Origin of the sequence: Pseudomonas sp. 22526 (assembly GCF_052044735.1) — a bacterium.
Lineage (GTDB): Bacteria > Pseudomonadota > Gammaproteobacteria > Pseudomonadales > Pseudomonadaceae > Aquipseudomonas > Aquipseudomonas piscium.
Map to the genome: position 1 here is coordinate 172,286 of NZ_JBQENK010000013.1, position 20,167 is coordinate 192,452.

The following is a 20,167-nucleotide window of genomic DNA, read 5'->3' on the forward strand; positions in this document are numbered from 1 at the left end:
CTATCGCGGGCAAGCCTCGCTCCTACAGAATGGGGTCAGGCGGGGTGGGCGGCGGCAAGGAGCTCCTGGGTGTAGGGATGCTGCGGCGCTTCGAACACTTCGTGGCTGGGGCCGCGTTCGACCACCTTGCCGTCCTTGATCACGATCATGTCGTGGGCCAGGGCGCGGACCACCGCCAGGTCGTGGCTGATGAACAGGTAGGTCAGGCCGTGCCGCTCCTGGAGCTGGCGCAGCAACGCCACCACCTGCTTCTGTACGGTGCGGTCGAGGGCCGATGTGGGTTCGTCCAGCAGGATCAGCGCCGGCTTGAGCACCAGGGCGCGGGCAATGGCGATGCGCTGGCGCTGGCCGCCGGAGAACTCGTGGGGGTAGCGATGGCGACTGGCCGGGTCCAGGCCGACTTCTTCCAGCGCCTGGATCACCTGCTGCTCGCACTGCTGGGCGGTGGAGTGACTGTGCACTTCCAGCCCTTCGCTGATGATCTGTTGCACCGACATCCGTGGGCTGAGGCTGCCGAACGGGTCCTGGAACACCACCTGCATCTGTTTGCGCCAGGGCCGCAGCTGCTTCTGGTTGAGGCCGTCGAGGGCCTCGCCCTGGAAGCGGATGCTGCCTTCGGAATCCAGCAGGCGCAGGATCGCCTGGCCGAGGGTCGACTTGCCCGAGCCGGACTCGCCGACTATGCCCAGGGTCTTGCCCCGTTGCAGGCTCAGGCTGATGCCGTCCACCGCCCGCAGGTATTGCTTGCGCCGGAATAGCCCGCCGCCGATCTGGAACTGCACGTTGAGGTCGTCCACTTGCAGCACCACTTCGCGCTCGTCCCGGGGCAGGGCTTCGCCTTCCGGCTCGGCGTTGAGCAGCACGCGGCTGTAGGGATGCTGCGGTGCGCTGAACAGGGTTTCGCAGGGTGCTTGCTCGACGATCTGCCCGGCCTTCATCACGCACACGCGCTGGGCGATGCTGCGCACCAGGTTGAGGTCGTGGCTGATCAGCAGCAGGGACATGCCCAGGCGTTGTTGCAGGGATTTGAGCAGCAGCAGGATCTTGCGCTGCACCGTCACGTCGAGGGCGGTGGTCGGTTCGTCGGCGATCAGCAGCTCCGGTTCGCAGGCCAGGGCCATGGCGATCATCACCCGTTGGCGCTGGCCGCCGGAGAGCTGGTGCGGATAGGCCTTGAGCCGTTCCTCGGGTTTCTGGATGCCCACCAGGCGCAGCAGTTCGAGGATCCGCGCCTGGGCCGCCCTGCCGCCCAGGCCCTTGTGCAGCAGCAGGGTTTCGCCGATCTGCTTTTCGATGCTGTGCAGTGGGTTCAGCGAGGTCATCGGCTCCTGGAAGATCATGGCGATGCGGTCGCCACGCAGTTTCTGCAAGGTCCGCGGCTCGGCGCCGAGCAGCTCTTGGCCGCGGTAGCGGATGCTGCCGCTGCTGTGGGTGTCGCAGTCGGGCAGCAATTGCAGGATCGAATGGGCGGTCACCGACTTGCCCGAACCCGACTCGCCGACCAGGGCCAGGCACTCGCCGGGGCGAATGTCCAGGCACAGGTCGCGCACCACTTTCTGGGTGCCGAAGGCGACGTTGAGGTCGCGGATTTCGATCAGGTTGTCAGTCATTTCAGCATCCGCTTGATCAGGATCGTGGATCGAAGGCATCGCGCAGCGCCTCACCGATAAACACCAGCAGCGAAAGGATCAGCGCCAGGGTGAAAAATGCCGTCAGGCCCAGCCAGGGCGCCTGTAGGTTCTGTTTGCCCTGGCCGATCAGTTCGCCCAGGGACGCACTGCCGGCCGGCATGCCGAAGCCGAGGAAGTCCAGGGCGGTGAGGGTGGAAATCGCCCCGGTGAGAATGAACGGCAGGTAGCTCAGGGTGGCGTTCATCGCATTGGGCAGGATGTGCCGCACTATCACCTTGCGGTCGTTGAGGCCCAGGGCGCGGGCGGCCTTGACGTATTCCAGGTTGCGCCCACGCAGGAACTCGGCGCGCACCACGTCCACCAGGGCCAGCCAGGAGAACAGCGCCATGATCCCCAGCAGCCACCAGAAGTTCGGCTCGACGAAACCGGAAAGGATGATCAGCAGGTACAGCACCGGCAGCCCCGACCAGACCTCCAGCAAACGCTGGCCCAGCAAGTCGACCCAGCCGCCGTAATAACCCTGCAGGGCGCCGGCGGCGATGCCGATCAGGGCGCTGATAAAGGTCAGGGCCAGGGCGAACAGGATCGACACCCGGGCGCCGTAGATCACCCGGGCCAGCACGTCCCGCGCCTGGTCGTCGGTGCCCAGCCAGTTGACCGCGGTCGGCGGGCTCGGCGCCGGGCGGCTGAGGTCGTAGTTGGGCGTGTCTTCGCTGAAGGGGATAGGCGGGAACAGCAGCCAGCCGCCGTCCTGGCGGATCAGCTGCTGCACGTAGTCGCTGCGGTAGTCGGCCTGGAACGGCAGCTGGCCGCCGAACTCCTGCTCGGTGTAGCGCTTGAACACCGGGAAATACAGCGAGCCCTGGTAGCTGACCACCAGCGGCTTGTCGTTGGCGATCAGCTCGCCACCGAGGGTGAGGATGAACAGGCCGACGAACAGCCATAGCGACCACCAGCCACGGCGGTTTTTCTTGAAGCGGTCGAAGCGCCGGCGCGCCAGCGGGGAGAGCTTGAGCATCAGGCGTTCCTCGCGGCGAAGTCGATACGCGGGTCGACCAGGGTGTAGCAGAGGTCGCCGATGAGTTTTATCAGCAGGCCGAACAGGGTGAAGATGAACAGCGAGCCGAACACCACCGGATAGTCCCGCGACACCGCCGCCTCGTAGCTCATGCGCCCGAGGCCGTCGAGGGAGAAGATCACCTCGATCAGCAGGGAGCCGGCGAAGAACACGCTGATAAACGCCTGGGGAATGCCCGAGACCACCAGCAGCATGGCATTGCGAAACACATGGCCGTACAGCACCCGGCGTTCGCTCAGGCCCTTGGCCCGGGCGGTGACCACGTACTGGCGGGTGATTTCGTTGAGGAACGAGTTCTTGGTGAGGATGGTCAGGGTGGCGAAGCCGCCGATCACCAGGGAGGTCACCGGCAGCACCAGGTGCCAGAAGTAGTCGGCGATCTTGCCCACCGTGCTCAGTTGCTCGAAGTTCTCCGAGACCAACCCGCGCACCGGGAACCAGTTCAGCGAGGTGCCGCCGGCGAACAGCACGATCAGGAACATGGCGAACAGGAAGGCCGGCATGGCGTAGCCGATGATGATCGCGGTGCTGCTCCAGATATCGAAATGGCTGCCGTGGTGCACCGCCTTGCGAATCCCCAGGGGGATCGACACCAGGTAGGTGATCAGGGTTGCCCAGAGGCCGAGGGAGATGGTCACCGGCATCTTCTGCAGGATCAGCTCGGTGACCGTGGCACCGCGGAAGAAGCTCTTGCCGAAGTCCAGTTGCGCGTAGCTCTTGAGCATCAGCCACAGGCGTTCGTAGGCCGGCTTGTCGAAGCCGTACTGTTTCTCGATGTCCTTGATCAGCTGCGGGTCGAGGCCACGGCTGGCCCGCGAGTTGCCGCTGATGCCGTCGCTGGAGCCGCCGAGGTTGCCGCCGCCCCCTATGCCTTGCAGGCGGGCGATGGCCTGTTCCACCGGGCCGCCGGGGGCGGCCTGGACGATGGCGAAGTTGACCAGCAGGATGATCAGCAGGGTGGGGATGATCAGCAGCAGGCGCCGCAGGATATACGCCAGCATCAGTGCGGCCCTCCAGGCTTGCCGCGCTGGATGCGCTCGGCTGCCATTTGCTCGTTGGTCAGGGGCGTGCGGCTCATTTCCCACCAGCTTTCGATGGCTTCGTCATTGCTGGCGGGAATGGCCGGCATGCCGAAGCGGTTCCACCACACGGTGGAGGTGCCTGGCGGGTAGTAGTTGGGGATCCAGTAGTAATTCCATTGCAGCACCCGGTCCAGGGCATGGGCGTAGCTCAGCATCTGCGGCTGGCTGGTGGCCTTGACCAGGCCGGTGATCAGGCTGTCCACCGCCGGGTTCTTCAGCACCATCAGGTTGCTGGAGCCGGGGTCGTTGGCCGCCGCCGAGCCGAAGTAGTTGTACAGCTCCAGCCCCGGCGAGGTGGTCACCGGGTAGCCGGTGACGATCATGTCGTAGTCGCGGGCCATCAGCCGGTTGACGTACTGCGAGGCGTCGATGCGGCGGATCTCCAGGGTGATGCCGATCTGCGCCAGGTTGCGCTTGTAGGGCAGCAGCAGGCGCTCGATGCCGCTCTGGCTGTTGAGGAAGGTGAAGCGCAGCGGCTCGCCGTCGGCGTTGACCAGCGTGTCGCCGTCGGGTTTCCAGCCGGCCGCTTCGAGCAGGGCCAGGGCTTGCAGTTGCTTGTCGCGGATCAGGCCGCTGCCGTCGGTTTTCGGCGCCTCGAAGACCTGGCTGAAAACCTCGTCGGGAACCTGCCCGCGCAGCGGTTCGAGGATTTTCAGCTCTTCGGCATCCGGTAGCGCCCGCGCGGCCAGGGCGCTGTTGGAGAAGAAGCTCTGCTGGCGGATGTACAGGTCGCGCATCATCTGCCGGTTGCTCCACTCGAAGTCCCAGAGCATGGCCAGGGCCTGGCGCACCCGGCGGTCCTGGAACATCGGCTTTTGCAGGTTGAACACGAAACCCTGGGCCGGTTGCGGCGCTTCCTTGGCCAGGTGAGCCTTTTGCAGGCGGCCGTCGTCCAGGGCCGGGCCGTCGTAACCTATGGAGAAGCCGGTGGCAGAAAACTCGCGGTTGTAATCGTAGGCGCCGCCGCGCAGCACCTGGCGGGCGACGTCGGTATCGCCGAAGTACTCGATGCTGAAGCGGTCGAAGTTGTACAGGCCGCGGCTGACCGGCAGGTCCTTGCCCCACCAGTCGGCATCGCGGCTGAAGGTGATGCTGTTGCCGTTGTCGACTTTGCTCACCTTGTACGGGCCGCTGCCCAGGGGCGCTTCGTAACCACCGCCGCCAGCGAAGTCGCGGCTCTTCCACCAGTGCTCGGGGAGCACCGGCAGGGCCGCGATATCCAGGGGCAGGGTGCGGTTTTCATTGCTCTTGAAGTCGAAGCGGATCACCCGCGGCGACTCGACTTCGACGTCCTTGACGTCGGCGAACTGAGTGCGATAACGCAGGCTGCCCTGGGTCATCAGCAGGTTGTAGGTGTAGCGCACGTCTTCGGCGGTGATCGGCTTGCCGTCGGCGAAGCGCGCCTTGGGGTTGAGGTAGAAGCGTAGCCACAGGCCGTCGTCGGCGCGCTCCATCTTTTGTGCCACCAGGCCGTAGACGGTGTAGGGCTCGTCCAGCGAGCGCTGGGCCAGCGGCGAATAGATATAGCCGTCGAGTTGCGAGACGCCGATGCCTTTGTCGATGTAGGGCAGCACATGGTCGAAGCGGCCGATCTCGATGGCCGAGCGGCGCATGCTCCCGCCTTTGGGCGCACGAGGGTTGGTGTAGGCGAAGTGGCTGAAGCCGGCGGGGTACTTGGCCGGTTCGCCATAGACGGTCAAGGCGTGTTGCGGTGCCGCGTCGGCACTCGCGGTCCCCAGCAGCAGGGCCAGGGCGGTGAAGATCATGGAGGGGAAAAGCAGGCGCATTGTCAGCCTTAAGAGCCGGGTGATCGATGATCACGATTTGTACGCTACCGGCGCGCTGCTGACCAGCGCGGGCGGTGGCCCAAACACAACGGCCCACCAAAGGGCGGGCCGTCGTTCACGCAAATCGCGACAGGATCAGTCCTGGCGGCTGGTCACTTCCAGCAGGTGATAACCGAACTGGGTTTTCACCGGGCCTTGCACGACGTTGACCGGGGCGCTGAACACCACGGTGTCGAATTCCTTGACCATCTGGCCTGGGCCGAAGGAACCGAGGTTGCCGCCGTCACGGCTGGATGGGCAGGTGGAGTTCTTCTTGGCGACTTCGGCGAAGTCGGCGCCGGCTTCGATCTCGGCTTTCAGTTCGTTGCACTTGGCTTCGCTGGCAACGAGGATGTGACGGGCAGTGGCTTTGGCCATGGGGAGTTGCTCCTTTCAAGAAAGTGGTGAGCCTACCGGATTGTGTAGCCTATTTCTCGTCAAAGTTCCGTCAAAGCATTGCAGCAAAGGATGGCCGGTAGGTCTCTGTTTCTGTAGGAGCGNCGACGCGGTAGGTCAGGTACACCGCATCATCGTTTATCGCGGGCAAGCCTCGCTCCTACAGGGCGGAATCAGGCGGAAGCCGGAATGTTTTGCCGGCTATTGCGCAGCTGCCGGGCAGCCTTGCGCAGCAGTTGCTCGGTGGCGTCCCAGCCCAGGCAACCGTCTGTCACCGAAACCCCGTAGCGCAGCGTCGGGCTCAGGGGCTGGCAACCCTCGAACAGATGGCTTTCCAGCATCACCCCGACCAGGGACGAATCGCCCTGCAGGCGCTGCTCCAACACCTCGTCGAACACCGCCGGTTGGCGCAGTGGGTCCTTGCCGCTGTTGGCATGGCTGCAATCGACCATGATCCGCGCCGGAATCTTCAGCTTCTGCAGGTCGTGCTGAACCTGGGCCACGCTCTGGCGATCATAGTTCGGGCCGCGATGGCCGCCGCGCAGCACCAGGTGGGTGTCGGGGTTGCCCGGGGTCTGGATCACCGCCGGATGGCCCTGGCTGTCGACGCCGAAATGGCGGTGCGGGTGCGCCGCCGAGCGCATGGCGTCGCAGGCGATGCCGACGCCGCCGTCGGTGCCGTTCTTGAAGCCCACGGGCATGCCCAGGCCGCTGGCCATTTCCCGGTGGATCTGCGATTCGGTGGTGCGCGCGCCAATGGCGACCCAGCTCAGCAGGTCGTCGAAGTAGCCGGCGGCCATGGGTTGCAGCAATTCGGTGGCGATCGGCAGGCCCAGGCGGAGCATTTCGCGCATCAGTTCACGGGACAGGGTCAGGCCGCCGGCCATGTCGTCGCTGCCATCCAGGCGCGGGTCGTAGGCCAGGCCTTTCCAGCCGACGGTGGTGCGGGGTTTTTCGACGTAGGCACGCATCACCAGCAACAGCTCGTCGCTGACCTCGGCGGCCAGGCTGGCCAGGTTGCCGGCGTATTCCAGGGCAGACTGGGGATCGTGGATCGAGCAGGGGCCGACGACGACCAGCAAACGGGAGTCTTCACCGTTGAGGATGGCGCGCACCGCCTGGCGATGGGCGGCGACTTGCTGGTTGAGGGCCGGGCTGAGCGGCAGTTGCTGCTTGAGCTCCAGCGAGCTGGGCAGGCGCTGGGTCAGGGTTTCGTTGGCGCAGTTGCGGGTGGACAGCGGCAGAGCGGAGACGGACGAGTTCATATTCAAGGCTTCCTGGGCAGGCGGCGGGTGGTGCCCCGCGCGCGGCCCTACTGGGGTGTTCGACAATTGGCCGGATTGGCTGTGCAGGTGTGTTTGCCACCAGTAGGTGACCGATCGGAGGCGGCAGGCTGTCCCGAACGGAGGCTGCTAAATCGCCAGGCGGAGCAAGTGTCGTAACGGTAATAGGTGCTGTAGTTCATGGTTTGAATCCTCGGTAAGTTCGATGTGTCGCTTGAAAGTCGTGGTTAAAAATCTTCGGCCCAGAAAAACAAAACCCCCGGTCGGGAGGCCGACCGGGGGTGAGATTTTCTCTGGTAGGCGACCCGTTCAAGTGGGCGCCGTTTGGGTATCAGGCGCGCCAGTGGCTAAACCAATACCCAAAATAAAAGCTCGCTGGAGCGCAGGCGTTTTTCACCCAGGCAGCCGCACCGGCGCGCGAGGCGCTGGCAGTGTGACGATGCATGGAAAGGGTGAGGGATGACATGCTGTTTCTCCGTGAAGTGGGCCGAGCTTACTAGAGGCCGGGGTCGCGGTTCAATCAGAAAATCCTATTGTCTTGCCAGTCAGTGCCTATGAGTTAAGCGCTTTGAGGTTTTATGACACACTCGCCACGCCCTCATTTGTGCTCATTCAGGATGAATCATGACCACGCTGACCCTTGCTGCCGCCCAATCGATTTCCATCGCTGGAGACCTGTCGGGCAATATCGCCCGACACCAGGCCTTTATCCGCGCCGCGGCGCAGCAGGGCGTGCAATTGCTGGTGTTTCCCGAGCTGTCCCTGACCGGTTACGAACCCACACTGGCGGCCGAGCTGGCGCTATTGCCGCAGAGCCCGCTGTTGCAGCCGTTGCGCGACCTGGCCCGGGAGCTGGGGGTGACGACGGTGGTGGGCATGCCCATTCGCCTGTCGGCCGAAGGGCCGCTGTTGATCGGCGCCCTGGTGCTGGCCGCCGACGGTTCGCTGGCGGTGTACAGCAAGCAGCATCTGCATGCTGGCGAGGAGTTGGTATTTAGCCCCGGCACGGGTGGCGCGAACCTGAGGTTCGCCGAGGATCAAGTTGCCCTGGCGGTGTGCGCCGACTTCTCCCAGGCCAGCCATGCGCGTGCGGCGGCGCAGTCCGGTGCCGGCATCTATGCCGCCGGCGTGCTGATCAGCGAAAAAGGCTACGCCGCGGACACTGCCTTGCTGCAGGGCTATGCGGTGGAGCACGCCATGCTGGTGCTGATGGCCAACCACGGCGGGCCGACCGGAGGCTGGGTGTCGGCCGGACGCAGCGCGATCTGGGGCCCGGACGGCGGGCTGATCGTGACCGCGACAGGCACTGGCGATGAGTTGTTGATCGCCCGGCGCACTGACGGTCACTGGAGCGGCCAGCAAGTGACGGTCGAAGCACCTTGAACGGCTTCCAACTGCGTCCGGCGGGCACCCCGGAGGATCTGGTTTTCGCCCGCGACCTGACCCGCAGCAGCATGTTGGGGTATTACATCCGTCATGATCTGTTGTGGCTGGACGAAGCTTTCGATGTGGCCTGGGCCGGGCGGGAAAACCTGCTGATCTGCCAGGGCGCCAGGGTTCTGGGGTTCGTCAGCCTGAGTCGCGATTCCAGGGCTTTGTACATTCGCGAGTTGCATGTGCTCGAGGCGTTTCGCGGACAAGGTGCCGGGGCCTGGACTCTCGAACAGGTGCTGGCGATGGCGCGCGGAGAACGGCGCGGGCTGCTACGGTTGACGGTGTTCAAGGACAACCCGGCGCAGGCGCTCTATGGACGGATGGGACTGAAGGTAGTCGGGGAAGACGAATGTTTTCTGCGGATGGAACGAAGCAGCGCCATGGAGGCGTAGCCGTTGGTTTTTGTACGGGGACCGAGCCGGGGCATGCGAGGTCAGGCGGGTTCCTGGTCTGGGCCCTCGGGTTCGGCGAGGATGATGCCGTCCTTCATGCCCAGCAATACGGCCACCTTGTGCGCCTCTCCGCGTCGTCCTTTCTTGCGGCCGGCCAATACCTGGTAGGTGGTGGCTGGATCGACCCCGTGTTCACGGGCGAACTGTTGAACCGATTTACCTTGATGTTCAAGCCAGGCCTTGGCTTGTGCGGCAGTGCGGATACCGGGCATAGTTCAAAACCGTTCAAATTTGTTCAATGCTTGAAGGGTGTAACACCCCTAGGGGTGCATAAAAAAGGATCATACATCCAAATGAGTGGAATCGGTTCGCGGTTAAGACAGGAAAGGGAACGCCTGGGGTTGTCGCAGAAAAAATTTGGTGAAGTTGGCGGCGTGGAAGCCAATGCCCAAGGCAGATATGAAAGTGGAGACCGGGTACCCAAGGCGGATTACTTGTCCCGGGTGGCGGCAAAAGGGGTCGATGTCCTTTATATATTGACCGGCAGGCGGACCCCGACCAGCGCTGAGAATCTCAGCCAGAGCGAGGAGAAAATCCTCGTCAGTTATCGGGCCTTGTACAAGGAAGATCAGGACGCGATCCGGCACCTGACCCATACCCTTGCCGAGCTTTCGGTTTGCAGCCTGATGAAAAGAAAGGCGGACGCCCGAGAGCCTTAGGGCAGGGCGTTCGCAGCGCATTAACCATCCACCGGATACCCCTGGTGAACAGGTGCTTTTTATATGGCGCTTGTCATTAGGTCAGCACGCTGCTTTTTTGCTAAGGTGTCCGGCAACCTATAAGACCAAATCGCGAGGTGTCTGCTTGATTAGGGTGCTAGTAGTCGATGACCATGATCTCGTTCGTACAGGTATTACACGAATGCTGGCTGACATCGATGGCCTGCAAGTGGTCGGTCAGGCCGAGTCAGGGGAGGAATCCCTGATCAAGGCCCGAGAATTGAAACCCGATGTGGTCCTCATGGACGTCAAGATGCCCGGGATCGGCGGTCTTGAAGCCACGCGCAAATTGTTGCGCAGTCACCCGGATATCAAAGTCGTGGCCGTCACTGTGTGTGAAGAAGATCCGTTCCCGACCCGCTTGCTGCAAGCGGGCGCGGCGGGTTACCTGACCAAGGGCGCGGGCCTCAATGAAATGGTGCAGGCCATCCGCCTGGTGTTTGCCGGCCAGCGTTACATCAGCCCGCAGATTGCCCAGCAACTGGTATTCAAGTCATTCCAGCCGTCCAGTGAATCGCCGTTCGATGCCTTGTCGGAACGCGAGATCCAGATTGCGCTGATGATTGTCGGCTGCCAGAAAGTGCAGATCATCTCCGACAAGCTGTGCCTGTCTCCGAAAACCGTGAATACCTACCGTTACCGTATCTTCGAGAAGCTCTCGATCAGCAGTGATGTCGAACTGACGTTGCTGGCGGTTCGCCACGGCATGGTCGATGCCAGCGCCTGACAATGACCGACCCGTTTGATCCCAGTGCTTTTCTTTCCACCTGCAGTGGCCGTCCTGGCGTGTATCGCATGTTCGACAGCGATGCGCGCCTGCTCTACGTCGGTAAAGCCAAGAACCTGAAGAGCCGCCTGGCCAGCTACTTCCGCAAGACTGGCCTGGCGCCGAAGACGGCTGCCCTGGTGGGGCGCATCGCGCAGATCGAAACCACCATCACCGCCAACGAAACCGAAGCCCTGCTGCTCGAGCAGACGCTGATCAAGGAATGGCGGCCGCCGTACAACATCCTGTTGCGCGACGATAAGTCCTACCCCTATGTGTTTCTGTCGGATGGCGAGTTTCCGCGTTTCAGCATCCATCGCGGGGCGAAAAAGCAGAAGGGCAAGTACTTCGGCCCGTACCCCAGCGCTGGGGCCATTCGCGAGAGCCTGAGCCTGCTGCAAAAGACCTTCATGGTCCGCCAATGCGAGGACAGCTACTACAAGAACCGCACCCGGCCGTGCCTGCAGTATCAGATCAAGCGCTGCAAGGCGCCCTGCGTCGGCCTGGTAGAGGCCGAGGTGTATGCCGAAGATGTGCGCCACTCGGTGATGTTCCTCGAAGGGCGCAGCAATGCCCTGACCGATGAACTGTCGGCCGGCATGGAGCAGGCGGCCAGTACCCTGGATTTCGAGAAAGCCGCCGAGCTGCGCGACCAGATCTCCCTGCTGCGGCGGGTGCAGGATCAGCAGAGCATGGAAGGCGGCAGCGGCGATGTGGACGTGGTGGCGGCCTTCGTCAACCCGGGCGGCGCCTGCGTGCACCTGATCAGCGTGCGTGGCGGTCGGGTGCTGGGCAGCAAGAATTTCTTTCCCCAGGTGGGGATCGAGGAGGACGTGGCCGAGGTCATGTCGGCGTTCCTCGGCCAGTACTTTCTCAGCAGCCCCGAGCGCGACCTGCCGAGCGAGCTGATCGTCAACGTGGTCCATGAAGACTTCCCGACCCTGATCACCGCGATCCAGGCCTTGCGCGGTCGTGAGCTGAGCATCAGCCACCGGGTGCGCGGCACGCGGGCGCGCTGGCAGCAACTGGCGGTGACCAACGCCGAGCAGGCCCTGAGCGCGCGCCTGGCCAACCGGCAGCATGTGGCGGCACGTTTCGAAGCCCTGGCCGAAGTGCTGAACCTGGACGAACCGCCGCAACGCCTGGAGTGCTACGACATTAGTCACTCCAGCGGCGAGGCGACCGTGGCCTCCTGCGTGGTATTCGGTCCGGAAGGGCCGCTGAAGTCCGATTACCGGCGCTACAACATCGAAGGCGTCACCGCCGGCGACGACTATGCGGCAATGCACCAAGCCCTGACCCGGCGCTTCAGCAAACTCAAGGACGGCGAGGGCAAGCTGCCGGACATTCTGCTGGTGGACGGCGGCAAGGGCCAGCTGTCCATGGCCCGCGACGTGCTCAACGAGCTGGCGGTACCCGACCTGATCCTGCTGGGGGTGGCCAAGGGCGCAACGCGCAAGGCCGGTTTCGAGACCCTCTACCTCAACGATGCCGCCCATGAGTTCACCCTCAAGGGCGATTCACCGGCGCTGCACCTGATCCAGCAGATCCGCGACGAGGCCCACCGTTTCGCGATCACCGGCCACCGCGCGCGCCGCGGCAAAACCCGCCGCACCTCGACCCTCGAAGGCGTGGCCGGCGTTGGCCCCAAGCGCCGCCGTGACCTGCTGAAGCATTTTGGCGGATTGCAGGAGCTGTCTCGCGCAAGTATCGACGAAATCGCCAAGGCACCGGGGATCAGTAAAAAGCTCGCTGAGCTTATTTATGCGAACTTGCATAGTGAGTAGGGGAGAACTCAGGGGCGGAAAGGGTCAGGCTGACCGGGACACTGTTTCAGACGGGCAATAACATCAGGGTCTGTTTTAGTGATGTCGATCTTACCGCTCCCATTAAGGTAAATGTCCATTGTTCTCCACCGTTTTGGTGTGATGTAGATGCACCGGGGCGGGGTCGTATCGGCCCACCAATCGAACATCATAAAGAAATCCTTATCGGGGAAAATGTGCCCCGCATCACCGGTTGTCTCACCCGGCATCAAGTCTCGTCGAAATATTGAATGCTGCGTATTGAAGACGTATTTGAATTCTTTTGAGCCATCGTCTGAGTAGTAAATGACAACCCTTGGCAAAGCTAAATACCAGCATGCAATAAGGACGCAAACGAATCCTGTAATCCACCACCTTAAGTAGAGCTTTTTCTCACTTGCAGACATGTGGTTGAACTCCTTTCACCCAGTCGCTTATGGGTACTGCCAACACTTTGTCCATAATGATCCTCCCTGTGAGGCCACCATTTGGATATTCCTTGTATAGGCTCATCCCGATAATGATCGAGACCCTATGACAAAGCCGCCGAAGGTGTCACCCGACCCCGTGATGATCGTCCCGCCGTAACTGGTAGGGCTCCCTAAGTGGGTGATAGGGCGACCATTCAGGATGATCGTGGGAAACCCCATGGTGGTGGCTGTGCTGGGTGACCTCATCGCGGCATTAGTAGCGAACTTTAGGGGCGGAAAGGGTCAGGCTCGCCATCACACTTCTTCAACCGAGCAATAACGTCAGGAGTGGTTCTCTCGATATCGACCCTACCAGTCCTGTCAAGGTAGATGTCTATCGTTGCCCAGCGCTTAGGTGTGATGTCGATGCATTTCCGAAAACCTCTGTCGGTCCACCAAAAGAACACCATGAAGAAGTTCTCATCAGGGAATATATGACCAAACTCAGATGTAGCTTCCCCTGGTAGCATCCGCTGCCGCGTAATCTGGTCGTGCGTGTCCCAAATTAAGCGCAGTTCGTCCGTGGCCTCTTTCGGGTAATGGACAATTACGCCGGGAGTAGCACAGTACCAAGCCACCAGCGGAGCTATTAAGAGGAGAAGGAACAAGTAACGAACCTTAAATTTTCTTGCATTTGTGCTCAATGACACCAGCTCCCCATTCCTGTGGTGTAACTGCAAGAACCTCATCCATAACCATTTTCGCTGTTATCCCACCATTGGGATGTTGGTTAAAGAGTTTAATGCCGATACTAATAGATATACGGTCTGGGTCGTCGTCCCAAGCACGGAGTCCGTCAATATTTTCAGCCCGGTGAGGTCCTCGGTGTTTCCGCCTTTCTGGTGGTTTTGTTATATCACTGACCTTCCCCCAGGAGTCTGAAACTATCTGCTCGGCTCCTGCCCCATCTGCAAGTACGCTCTCGGAAAATCCCGCAACGCAGCCCACATAGCCATAGTGGATGTTCGACCAGATATCATAAAAATAATCGTACTTTCCTTGTTTTTGCCAAAGTCCGTCGAATGCCTTACGGATTTTCGGCTTGTGATCCCAAGGTCGATCCTGTCCCACCCGCTCAGTCCAGATAGCTAACGCCTTCGCTTTCTTTCCGAGCGCCAAGCTGTAGAAGTCTGGCTCAAGACCGAAGCGCATGTAAAAGGGCAGTTCCGCGTATTTCCTTGTTTCTGCTGCGGGGTCAAAGCTATTCAAATCTTTCATTTGCCGCACGGACGGGCTGTTGATGTTGCGGTTCATCTCGCCAGCAATGTAGCTCGCTAGTTCCTCCATGCGGTCGGGGTCAGTACAGACCTTCTCCTCTGGCTGCTCTTCAGGAGCCTTAGAGGCCGCATTGGGATCGACCAAGGCATTTGCAGCGGTGGCCTTCTCGGTCAGCCTCGGGTCGGCCAGCAAGGTCGCCATCTTTTCATCGTCTACCGAGCCGTCTGGGCGAAACACGCCGAGGGCTGCGAAGTTGATGATTACTGCGTCAGGAGTGGGTCCAAAAACAAAGCCGCCGAAGGTGTCACCCGACCCCGTGATGATCGTCCCGCCGTGACTGGTCGGGCTCCCCAGGTGGGCCATGGGGCGACCATTCAGAATGATCGAGGGAAACCCTGTGGTGATGACTGCACCACAACCGCAAGTGTCACCGACTCGGGCTGCGCCCATGGCGTTGATGTTTATATCGCCAGAAGCGGAAACAATAGGAGTAGTGCCGTGACCGGGAAGAGGGCAGACGTGTTTGTCGCCCAGGCGAGCAGAAGAGAGCATTTTATCGTCCCTGCGTTGACTGATCTGCGATGCTCTTTGTAGAGCCCCGCAAACCTAGCAAGTGGCGATGGGCAAGGCTTTAGGACGATTCTGAACTTGGATGGAGTCTGGCGAGGGCAGAGAGTCTGGCTGGAAAATTCGCATGACCACGGCTCTGTGTCTACATACGGTGGTTTCCTGCGGACTCTCATGCCGAGTCTTGTCCTGCTTGCGCAGACCCCAGGAAGTTGCGCTTTCGAGGGGCTCAAAGTGTTGGAACAGTGTTAGACACGCTGTGCGAGAAGCCCGTAGAATGGCCGTGCCTACCTCATCTGCTGTCTTTTTCGAGTAGATTGCCAACTCACCTCGTAGCCAGTTGTGCCGATGAATATCCCTAATCTGATCACCGTTCTACGCGTTCTGCTCATCCCGATCTTCATTTTGCTGTTTTACCTGCCTTACAACTGGAGCTATATGGCCGCCAGTTCCGTCTTCGCGTTCGCCGCAGCCACCGACTGGCTCGATGGCTACCTGGCGCGGCGTCTGGAGCAAAGCACGCCGTTCGGGGCCTTTCTCGATCCGGTGGCCGACAAGTTGATGGTGGCGGTGGCCCTGGTGCTGCTGGTGCAAGAGCACGGCAACCTGTGGCTGACCCTGCCGGCGGCAGTGATCATCGGACGTGAAATCGTCGTTTCCGCCCTCCGTGAGTGGATGGCCGAACTGGGCGCCCGCGCGCAAGTGGCGGTGTCCAACATGGGCAAGTGGAAAACCGCCGCGCAGATGCTGGCGCTGGTGATCCTGCTGGCCAACCCGCCAGCTTTCACCTTCTGGGTGCTGCTGGGTTATGCCTTGTTGCTGATCGCGGGAGGGCTGACCCTGTGGTCCATGCTGCAGTACCTGCGCGCCGCCTGGCCGCATCTGAAGACCGATGTGGAAAAGAAATAAAACTTTTTTGAATCAAGGGGTTGACGCAGTTTCGAATTTCTATAGAATGCACACCACCAAGACGCGGGAATAGCTCAGTTGGTAGAGCACGACCTTGCCAAGGTCGGGGTCGCGAGTTCGAGTCTCGTTTCCCGCTCCAAACATAGCGCTGAAGAGTTTCACTGAAATTCTACAGCGATCGCAAAAAGGACCTTCGGGTCCTTTTTTCGTTTCAGCGGCAACCACTGAAATCCAACACTATCCGGTGCATTCAAGTCCAGAATTCTGACGCGCACTGGATCGGTCTGTTGCTGGAGCAGTTTCCACGCCGGCTCATGCATGGGCGCATGCGGTAACGCCAGAGCCGTTGGCGAAACTGTCGGCTGCCATATTTGGCGAACCCTGATCCGATTCGACAAGTCCTAGCCTGCAGTTCGACGTGCACAAAGATCCAGGATGACAGCCAGGTAGTGTTATTTCCCCTGTGCCCAGATGTAGGTGAGGTCGCCACACCAGACCTGATTGGGCACCGGCACATCCCCCCCCCCCGATTCAAGATGTTCGGAATATCAGGTCGCTCGACCGTTGCTTGTTTGTCGGCATGTGATCCAGGCTGTTTGCTGACTAACGCCAGTTCCCGCATCAGACCACTCACCTTACAGACTCAACCACCCCAGGCAAGCGACAGGCTTCGATATGGCTATAGCCTTGATCGGGAATGAGGTCTGCGGCCTCGCGCTTGAACTCAGCGGAAAAGGAACGACGCTACTTGGTCATCAGGCACTTCTATCTGGCGAGCATTCTCGCCTGAATGGGTGTCCGGTTTTATTAGACCACTACAGCGTTTTTAGGAGTGTTCCTATTTTTTTTTGTAAGTCCCGCTGCCAAATTGCACGCGTTTTTTATTCTTCCAATACAACCCGACCACTGGACTCCGGGTGGTTAAGCGGAAAGTTCGGCGGTGGCAGCGGCAATGTCCAAACTTATAGTAATGCTTTTGTTTTTTGTCCCGGCTGTGTATGCGACAGAGCCCGCAGCGGTAAGCCCTGATCCTTATGGTGGGTCCGATAAGCGCCCTGAGAAAAGCGAAAATTTAACAAGGGTTTTGAACGAAGACGGTACATGGACCACGTCAATGGTGATGACCGACGGGGATGGTTATCAAGAAGACTGCATTATCAAGATGTCACAAGCGACAAAGGAACAACCGATACCGAAACCTATAGGCAAGGCGTGCACACGTATACGTTTTGCTCTTCCCGACTAGTCTGGAAAATTGCTCCCGGTACACCAAACCCCTTGATTGGGGCTAAGCCCGTAAACAACAGGCTGAATTCATTCCAACAAGGGGAAACAATCCATGACCTCGATTTCTCGGACCGCAGTGGGGGTTTTCACGCTGCCCCTGGTCTTGTCGCTGGCTGGGTGCACCGGCAATTCTTCGCCCACCTCGCGAGCTGCAGATCCGTCGCCAACTCAGCGAGTCACGAGCGCCGGCATCGTCAAGGGTCTCGATCACAGCGCCACCACGGGTGTCTACGCCTGGCTTGGTATTCCGTATGCGCAGCCGCCGGTTGGCGCGCTGCGCTGGATGCCTCCCGTCGATCCCGCGTCGTGGATCGGCGTGCGTGCCGCGCAACAGTTTGGGCACTCGTGTGCGCAAGGAGGCCTGTACTTCAGTCCTGCGCCGAATGACGCACCCTATGGCCTCGCGGTGCGAGACGGTTTCGGCAAACCTGTGGGCAACGAAGACTGCCTGACACTGAACATATGGCGTCCGGCGGCGGAGAGTGGCCCGCTTCCCGTCATTTTTTTCATACACGGCGGTAGCAACGTCTCCGGCTACTCCGCCGATCCCGTCTACGACGGGCAGGCGCTTGCGAAGAAGGCCAATGCGGTCGTCGTCACGATCAATTACCGCCTGGGGATCCTCGGCTGGCTCGACTTGCCACAACTCAAGACCGGCAACGCGCTCGCGGATTCCGGCAACTTCGCGCTGCTCGATCAACAGCAGGCGCTGAAGTTCGTGAAAAACAACATCGCAGCGTTCGGCGGCGATCCAGACAATATTACGGTGATGGGGCAATCCGCCGGTGCAGTCAATGTGTGGGCCCTGCTTGTTTCACCCTTGTCGACCGGGCTGTTCCAGAAGGCTGTACCCTTGAGCGGCGGTCTCTTGAACGCTTCTCGGAAGGACGCGCAGAGCTACTCGCGGGCGTTGCTGACGGCGATCGTCATTTCCGACGGCAAGGCGACGGACACCAGGTCTGCACAGGCTTGGCTCGCCTCGCAGTCGAGCGCGCAGGTCGCCGCGTACCTGCGCGGCATCCCGGCCGACAAGCTTCTCGCGGTGATGATTGCGAACCCGCAACTGGGCGATGCGCGCGCGGCAATCGAGGACGGCAACGTCCTGCCGGTGAACTCGGTCGCGGCGCTCGCGGCGGGGCAGTACCAGAAGGTGCCTGTGCTCGCCGGCAATACGAAGGACGAGGGTACGCTATTCGCCAAGCTGTTCGGCAAGACCTCGGGTAGCGGCATTTCGGGCTACAAGCCAAACGACTACGATCGATTCGGCATGCAGTTCAATTTCGATCCGAATGCGCCCGGCACGTTAACCGAGGCCGACTTGATCAGCGCCCCGTATCTGCCAGTGACGGCATTGCCGCACGGGTGGAATGCAATGGCTGCATTTGCCACGAATAACATCTTCGTTCGCGCGGCGACAGCACCCCTCACTTCACTGGCCACGCAGCAGCCGGACAAGGTCTGGTACTACCGCTTCGACTGGGATCAGGCGCCAGCACCGTTCAACACAGTGTACGGTGCAACACATTCGCTGGATCTGCCCTTTATCTTCGGCAACTTCGGCGCGAACGCCTTCTCCTTTGCATACAGCAATGCGAACAAGGCGGGGCGTGAAGCATTATCGAACACGATGATCGCGAGCCTTGCGGCCTTTGCGAAGACCGGCAACCCGAACACGCCAGCGCTCGGCGCCACCTGGGCGAATTATCCGCGCAAGATGGTGCTGGATGCGACGCCAACACAACTGCGCATTAGTGAGCAGAGGCAATGTGATGGGCTGTTCGACGTGGCAATGCGCGTGATCAGACACGCGTATTGCTGCTGGCAACCTAGCGGCATCGATCTCGCGGCAGAGCCGGAGGCCAGTCACTGGTTGGATGGCCCTGATTTGCCCGCATTGCAGCACCCTGAACATCGCCGGCCAGGTCGACTTTTCGGCAACCGCATCATCGTGCCGATATCGATCAACGCAGGCTTCTTGAACCTGTAGGCCCCCGACACCACCCTCACCGGTAAGCTCAATGTCGCTGCTGGCGCAGGCATTGATATGCGCCTGGCCAACCCTGTCGTACCGAGCACGCCGTACCTGACGGTAAACGGCGCAGCGAATTTCGTTCAGACTTCGAAAGTGACCTTGAGCACCAATCCGGTTGATTTCACCGCCGCGCCAAGCGGCATCGAATACACCCTGCTGCACGCCAGCAGCACACACAGGCGTCGACATACAGCTCTGGGCACTCTTCGATCTGGTAGAGCGGGGCAGGACTGGCCCCTGTAGGGAAGGGCAGTGCCGGCCTCGAAGGGGGCACTCAGCCCGGGACAGACCACATCTCACGCAACGTTTTAGGCGCAGTCCTATAGAGCCCGATGATGCTGTGTTGCTTAAGTGTGTTGTCCAAACAATCACCGAGTAATCTTCAAGTTGAGAAACTTACCCCCCCTCCCTACACCTAGTGCCTTCACCCGTCGCCGTTACTTGCTGTTGAGCCTGGCGCTTGCCGCCGTGGCCGTGTCGCTGCCCCTGGGTGTTTTCGAACGCCAGGCGAAACCGCTGGACGGTACCCAGACGCTGGTATTCCTGCGCCACGCCGAAAAGCCCAGCGAAGGCCTGGGCCAGCTGAACTGCCTGGGGCTCAACCGCGCTCTGGACCTCGCCACACTGTTGCCCGAGCGTTTCGGCAAGGCCGACTACGTGTTCGCCGCCAACCCCTCGCGGCATGTCGAGGAAGGCAGCGAGGATCAACGCTACAGCTATATCCGCCCGCTGATGACCATCAGTCCTAGCGCCATCCGCCTCGGCCTGCCAGTGAATATCGACTTTGGTGCCAACGACACCGACGAGCTGGCCGACGAACTCCTGCGCGACCAGTACCGCAACGCGACGGTCTACACCGCCTGGTCCCGTGGTTACCTGCCGGAACTGATCAATACCGTGGCCGGCAAGGCCCTGGGTGAGGAGCAGATGATCGCTGAGGATTGGAGCCGCGATGATTTCGACACGCTCTATGTACTGACCCTGACCTGGCGCGATGGCAAGGCGAGCCTGCTCAGCCGAAGCCTGCCCCAAGGCCTCGACCATGGTGAGCCTGGCTGTCCGACCTGACCCGCTGTTACCGCCTGGCTTGCCCTGGCAAGCCAGCTTGGGCCGTCCATGGAGAATCATCCTGAAGCGCGCCAGCACATGCACCGCAGCAACTTGATCCGGTCGCCCAGTCAGACCACCTCCAGAGGCGCCGACATCCGAATT

The 20,167-nt window shown here is 61.0% G+C and carries 18 protein-coding genes, 1 tRNA gene and 4 pseudogenes; 10 read left to right on the forward strand and 13 right to left on the reverse strand.

Annotated elements, in window-relative coordinates; all coding sequences use genetic code 11:
- Positions 1–35: 35 nt before the first annotated feature.
- From ACTJKT_RS20480 to ACTJKT_RS20505, 6 genes are all read right to left on the reverse strand, one after another.
- Positions 36–1,610 (reverse strand): ABC transporter ATP-binding protein, encoded by a 1,575-nt coding sequence (locus ACTJKT_RS20480; RefSeq protein ID WP_440788349.1) that lies wholly within the window; start codon positions 1,608–1,610, stop codon positions 36–38.
- A gap of 16 nt (positions 1,611–1,626) precedes the next feature.
- The gene (locus ACTJKT_RS20485) at positions 1,627–2,649 is read right to left on the reverse strand and encodes an ABC transporter permease (protein WP_025810098.1); all 1,023 of its coding nucleotides are present in this window, start codon (positions 2,647–2,649) and stop codon (positions 1,627–1,629) included.
- Entirely contained in the window at positions 2,649–3,710 is a 1,062-nt protein-coding gene (locus tag ACTJKT_RS20490) for a microcin C ABC transporter permease YejB (RefSeq protein ID WP_440788350.1), read from the reverse strand. The genes ACTJKT_RS20485 and ACTJKT_RS20490 overlap by 1 nt, the downstream gene beginning before the upstream one ends.
- Positions 3,710–5,578, reverse strand: a complete 1,869-nt coding sequence (locus ACTJKT_RS20495; RefSeq protein WP_440788351.1) for an extracellular solute-binding protein — start codon at positions 5,576–5,578, stop codon at positions 3,710–3,712. The genes ACTJKT_RS20490 and ACTJKT_RS20495 overlap by 1 nt, the downstream gene beginning before the upstream one ends.
- 135 nt (positions 5,579–5,713) lie before the next feature.
- Entirely contained in the window at positions 5,714–5,995 is a 282-nt protein-coding gene (locus ACTJKT_RS20500) for a peptidylprolyl isomerase (protein WP_007924449.1), read from the reverse strand.
- Between the two features lie 191 nt (positions 5,996–6,186).
- Positions 6,187–7,278 carry a 3-deoxy-7-phosphoheptulonate synthase gene (locus ACTJKT_RS20505; RefSeq protein WP_440788352.1) on the reverse strand — a complete coding sequence of 364 codons (1,092 nt, stop codon included), beginning with the start codon at positions 7,276–7,278 and terminating at the stop codon, positions 6,187–6,189.
- Between the two features lie 642 nt (positions 7,279–7,920).
- On the opposite strand from ACTJKT_RS20505, the gene ACTJKT_RS20510 reads away from it, so the two are divergent.
- Both ACTJKT_RS20510 and ACTJKT_RS20515 read left to right on the forward strand, forming a co-directional pair.
- Positions 7,921–8,679 carry a carbon-nitrogen hydrolase family protein gene (locus ACTJKT_RS20510; protein WP_440788353.1) on the forward strand — a complete coding sequence of 253 codons (759 nt, stop codon included), beginning with the start codon at positions 7,921–7,923 and terminating at the stop codon, positions 8,677–8,679.
- On the forward strand, positions 8,676–9,122 hold the full coding sequence (locus tag ACTJKT_RS20515; protein WP_440788354.1) for a GNAT family N-acetyltransferase: 447 nt from the start codon (positions 8,676–8,678) through the stop codon (positions 9,120–9,122). Before ACTJKT_RS20510 ends, ACTJKT_RS20515 begins: the two co-directional genes overlap by 4 nt.
- Positions 9,123–9,163: 41 nt before the next feature.
- On the opposite strand, the gene ACTJKT_RS20520 is transcribed toward ACTJKT_RS20515, so the two are convergent.
- The gene (locus ACTJKT_RS20520) at positions 9,164–9,394 is read right to left on the reverse strand and encodes a DNA-binding protein (RefSeq protein ID WP_025810110.1); all 231 of its coding nucleotides are present in this window, start codon (positions 9,392–9,394) and stop codon (positions 9,164–9,166) included.
- Between the two features lie 81 nt (positions 9,395–9,475).
- Here ACTJKT_RS20520 and ACTJKT_RS20525 point away from each other — a divergent pair, with 81 nt between their 5' ends.
- The 3 genes from ACTJKT_RS20525 (at position 9,476) to uvrC (ending at position 12,454) form a co-directional block, all read left to right on the forward strand.
- Positions 9,476–9,841, forward strand: a complete 366-nt coding sequence (locus ACTJKT_RS20525; protein ID WP_025810112.1) for a helix-turn-helix domain-containing protein — start codon at positions 9,476–9,478, stop codon at positions 9,839–9,841.
- 145 nt (positions 9,842–9,986) lie between these two features.
- The gene (gacA, locus tag ACTJKT_RS20530) at positions 9,987–10,628 is read left to right on the forward strand and encodes a response regulator transcription factor GacA (RefSeq protein WP_025810114.1); all 642 of its coding nucleotides are present in this window, start codon (positions 9,987–9,989) and stop codon (positions 10,626–10,628) included.
- Positions 10,629–10,630: 2 nt separating this feature from the next.
- Entirely contained in the window at positions 10,631–12,454 is a 1,824-nt protein-coding gene (uvrC, locus tag ACTJKT_RS20535; RefSeq protein ID WP_226304078.1) for an excinuclease ABC subunit UvrC, read from the forward strand.
- 8 nt (positions 12,455–12,462) lie between these two features.
- On the opposite strand, the gene ACTJKT_RS20540 is transcribed toward uvrC, so the two are convergent.
- The 4 genes and pseudogenes from ACTJKT_RS20540 to ACTJKT_RS20555 all read right to left on the reverse strand — a co-directional run bounded on the left by ACTJKT_RS20540 (position 12,463) and on the right by ACTJKT_RS20555 (position 14,712).
- Positions 12,463–12,879 carry a hypothetical protein gene (locus tag ACTJKT_RS20540; protein ID WP_440788355.1) on the reverse strand — a complete coding sequence of 139 codons (417 nt, stop codon included), beginning with the start codon at positions 12,877–12,879 and terminating at the stop codon, positions 12,463–12,465.
- Positions 12,880–13,002: 123 nt separating this feature from the next.
- Positions 13,003–13,125, reverse strand: a pseudogene (locus ACTJKT_RS20545) (polymorphic toxin type 44 domain-containing protein); the annotation flags it as partial.
- A 44-nt stretch (positions 13,126–13,169) separates the two neighbouring features.
- On the reverse strand, positions 13,170–13,631 hold the full coding sequence (locus tag ACTJKT_RS20550; protein ID WP_440788356.1) for a hypothetical protein: 462 nt from the start codon (positions 13,629–13,631) through the stop codon (positions 13,170–13,172).
- Positions 13,561–14,712: a polymorphic toxin type 44 domain-containing protein gene (locus tag ACTJKT_RS20555; protein ID WP_440788357.1), complete on the reverse strand. Its 1,152-nt coding sequence runs from the start codon at positions 14,710–14,712 to the stop codon at positions 13,561–13,563. The genes ACTJKT_RS20550 and ACTJKT_RS20555 overlap by 71 nt, the downstream gene beginning before the upstream one ends.
- Before the next feature lie 363 nt (positions 14,713–15,075).
- On the opposite strand from ACTJKT_RS20555, the gene pgsA reads away from it, so the two are divergent.
- Both pgsA and ACTJKT_RS20565 read left to right on the forward strand, forming a co-directional pair.
- On the forward strand, positions 15,076–15,636 hold the full coding sequence (gene pgsA / locus ACTJKT_RS20560; protein WP_009049612.1) for a CDP-diacylglycerol--glycerol-3-phosphate 3-phosphatidyltransferase: 561 nt from the start codon (positions 15,076–15,078) through the stop codon (positions 15,634–15,636).
- Positions 15,637–15,699: 63 nt separating this feature from the next.
- Positions 15,700–15,775, forward strand: a tRNA-Gly gene (locus ACTJKT_RS20565).
- A gap of 135 nt (positions 15,776–15,910) precedes the next feature.
- Here the strand turns inward: ACTJKT_RS20565 and ACTJKT_RS20570 are convergent.
- Positions 15,911–16,273: pseudogene (locus tag ACTJKT_RS20570) on the reverse strand (IS3 family transposase); the annotation flags it as partial.
- Entirely contained in the window at positions 16,267–16,335 is a 69-nt protein-coding gene (locus ACTJKT_RS20575; RefSeq protein WP_440788373.1) for a hypothetical protein, read from the reverse strand. The gene ACTJKT_RS20575 and the pseudogene ACTJKT_RS20570, both read right to left, overlap by 7 nt.
- Positions 16,336–16,975: 640 nt before the next feature.
- Here ACTJKT_RS20575 and ACTJKT_RS20580 point away from each other — a divergent pair.
- The 3 genes and pseudogenes from ACTJKT_RS20580 to ACTJKT_RS20590 form a co-directional block, all read left to right on the forward strand.
- Positions 16,976–18,625 (forward strand): annotated as a pseudogene (locus tag ACTJKT_RS20580) (carboxylesterase/lipase family protein); the annotation flags it as partial.
- Positions 18,626–18,821: 196 nt separating this feature from the next.
- Positions 18,822–19,126 (forward strand): annotated as a pseudogene (locus tag ACTJKT_RS20585) (autotransporter outer membrane beta-barrel domain-containing protein); the annotation flags it as partial.
- 216 nt (positions 19,127–19,342) lie between these two features.
- Positions 19,343–20,023, forward strand: coding sequence for a histidine phosphatase family protein (locus ACTJKT_RS20590; protein ID WP_440788358.1), 681 nt, complete (start codon positions 19,343–19,345; stop codon positions 20,021–20,023).
- Positions 20,024–20,167 lie beyond the last annotated feature (144 nt).

Excerpts from the sequence above, each read along its gene's own strand:
- ACTJKT_RS20490 (WP_440788350.1), bottom strand. The coding sequence starts at position 3,710 with ATGCTGGCGTATATCCTGCGGCGCCTGCTGCTGATCATCCCCACCCTG.
- ACTJKT_RS20500 (WP_007924449.1), bottom strand. The coding sequence starts at position 5,995 with ATGGCCAAAGCCACTGCCCGTCACATCCTCGTTGCCAGCGAAGCCAAG.
- ACTJKT_RS20550 (WP_440788356.1), bottom strand. The coding sequence starts at position 13,631 with ATGAGGTTCTTGCAGTTACACCACAGGAATGGGGAGCTGGTGTCATTG.
- ACTJKT_RS20520 (WP_025810110.1), bottom strand. The coding sequence starts at position 9,394 with ATGCCCGGTATCCGCACTGCCGCACAAGCCAAGGCCTGGCTTGAACAT.
- pgsA (WP_009049612.1), top strand. The coding sequence starts at position 15,076 with ATGAATATCCCTAATCTGATCACCGTTCTACGCGTTCTGCTCATCCCG.
- ACTJKT_RS20495 (WP_440788351.1), bottom strand. The coding sequence starts at position 5,578 with ATGCGCCTGCTTTTCCCCTCCATGATCTTCACCGCCCTGGCCCTGCTG.
- ACTJKT_RS20505 (WP_440788352.1), bottom strand. The coding sequence starts at position 7,278 with ATGAACTCGTCCGTCTCCGCTCTGCCGCTGTCCACCCGCAACTGCGCC.
- ACTJKT_RS20525 (WP_025810112.1), top strand. The coding sequence starts at position 9,476 with ATGAGTGGAATCGGTTCGCGGTTAAGACAGGAAAGGGAACGCCTGGGG.
- ACTJKT_RS20480 (WP_440788349.1), bottom strand. The coding sequence starts at position 1,610 with ATGACTGACAACCTGATCGAAATCCGCGACCTCAACGTCGCCTTCGGC.
- ACTJKT_RS20540 (WP_440788355.1), bottom strand. The coding sequence starts at position 12,879 with ATGTCTGCAAGTGAGAAAAAGCTCTACTTAAGGTGGTGGATTACAGGA.
- ACTJKT_RS20555 (WP_440788357.1), bottom strand. The coding sequence starts at position 14,712 with ATGCTCTCTTCTGCTCGCCTGGGCGACAAACACGTCTGCCCTCTTCCC.
- ACTJKT_RS20510 (WP_440788353.1), top strand. The coding sequence starts at position 7,921 with ATGACCACGCTGACCCTTGCTGCCGCCCAATCGATTTCCATCGCTGGA.
- ACTJKT_RS20485 (WP_025810098.1), bottom strand. The coding sequence starts at position 2,649 with ATGCTCAAGCTCTCCCCGCTGGCGCGCCGGCGCTTCGACCGCTTCAAG.
- uvrC (WP_226304078.1), top strand. The coding sequence starts at position 10,631 with ATGACCGACCCGTTTGATCCCAGTGCTTTTCTTTCCACCTGCAGTGGC.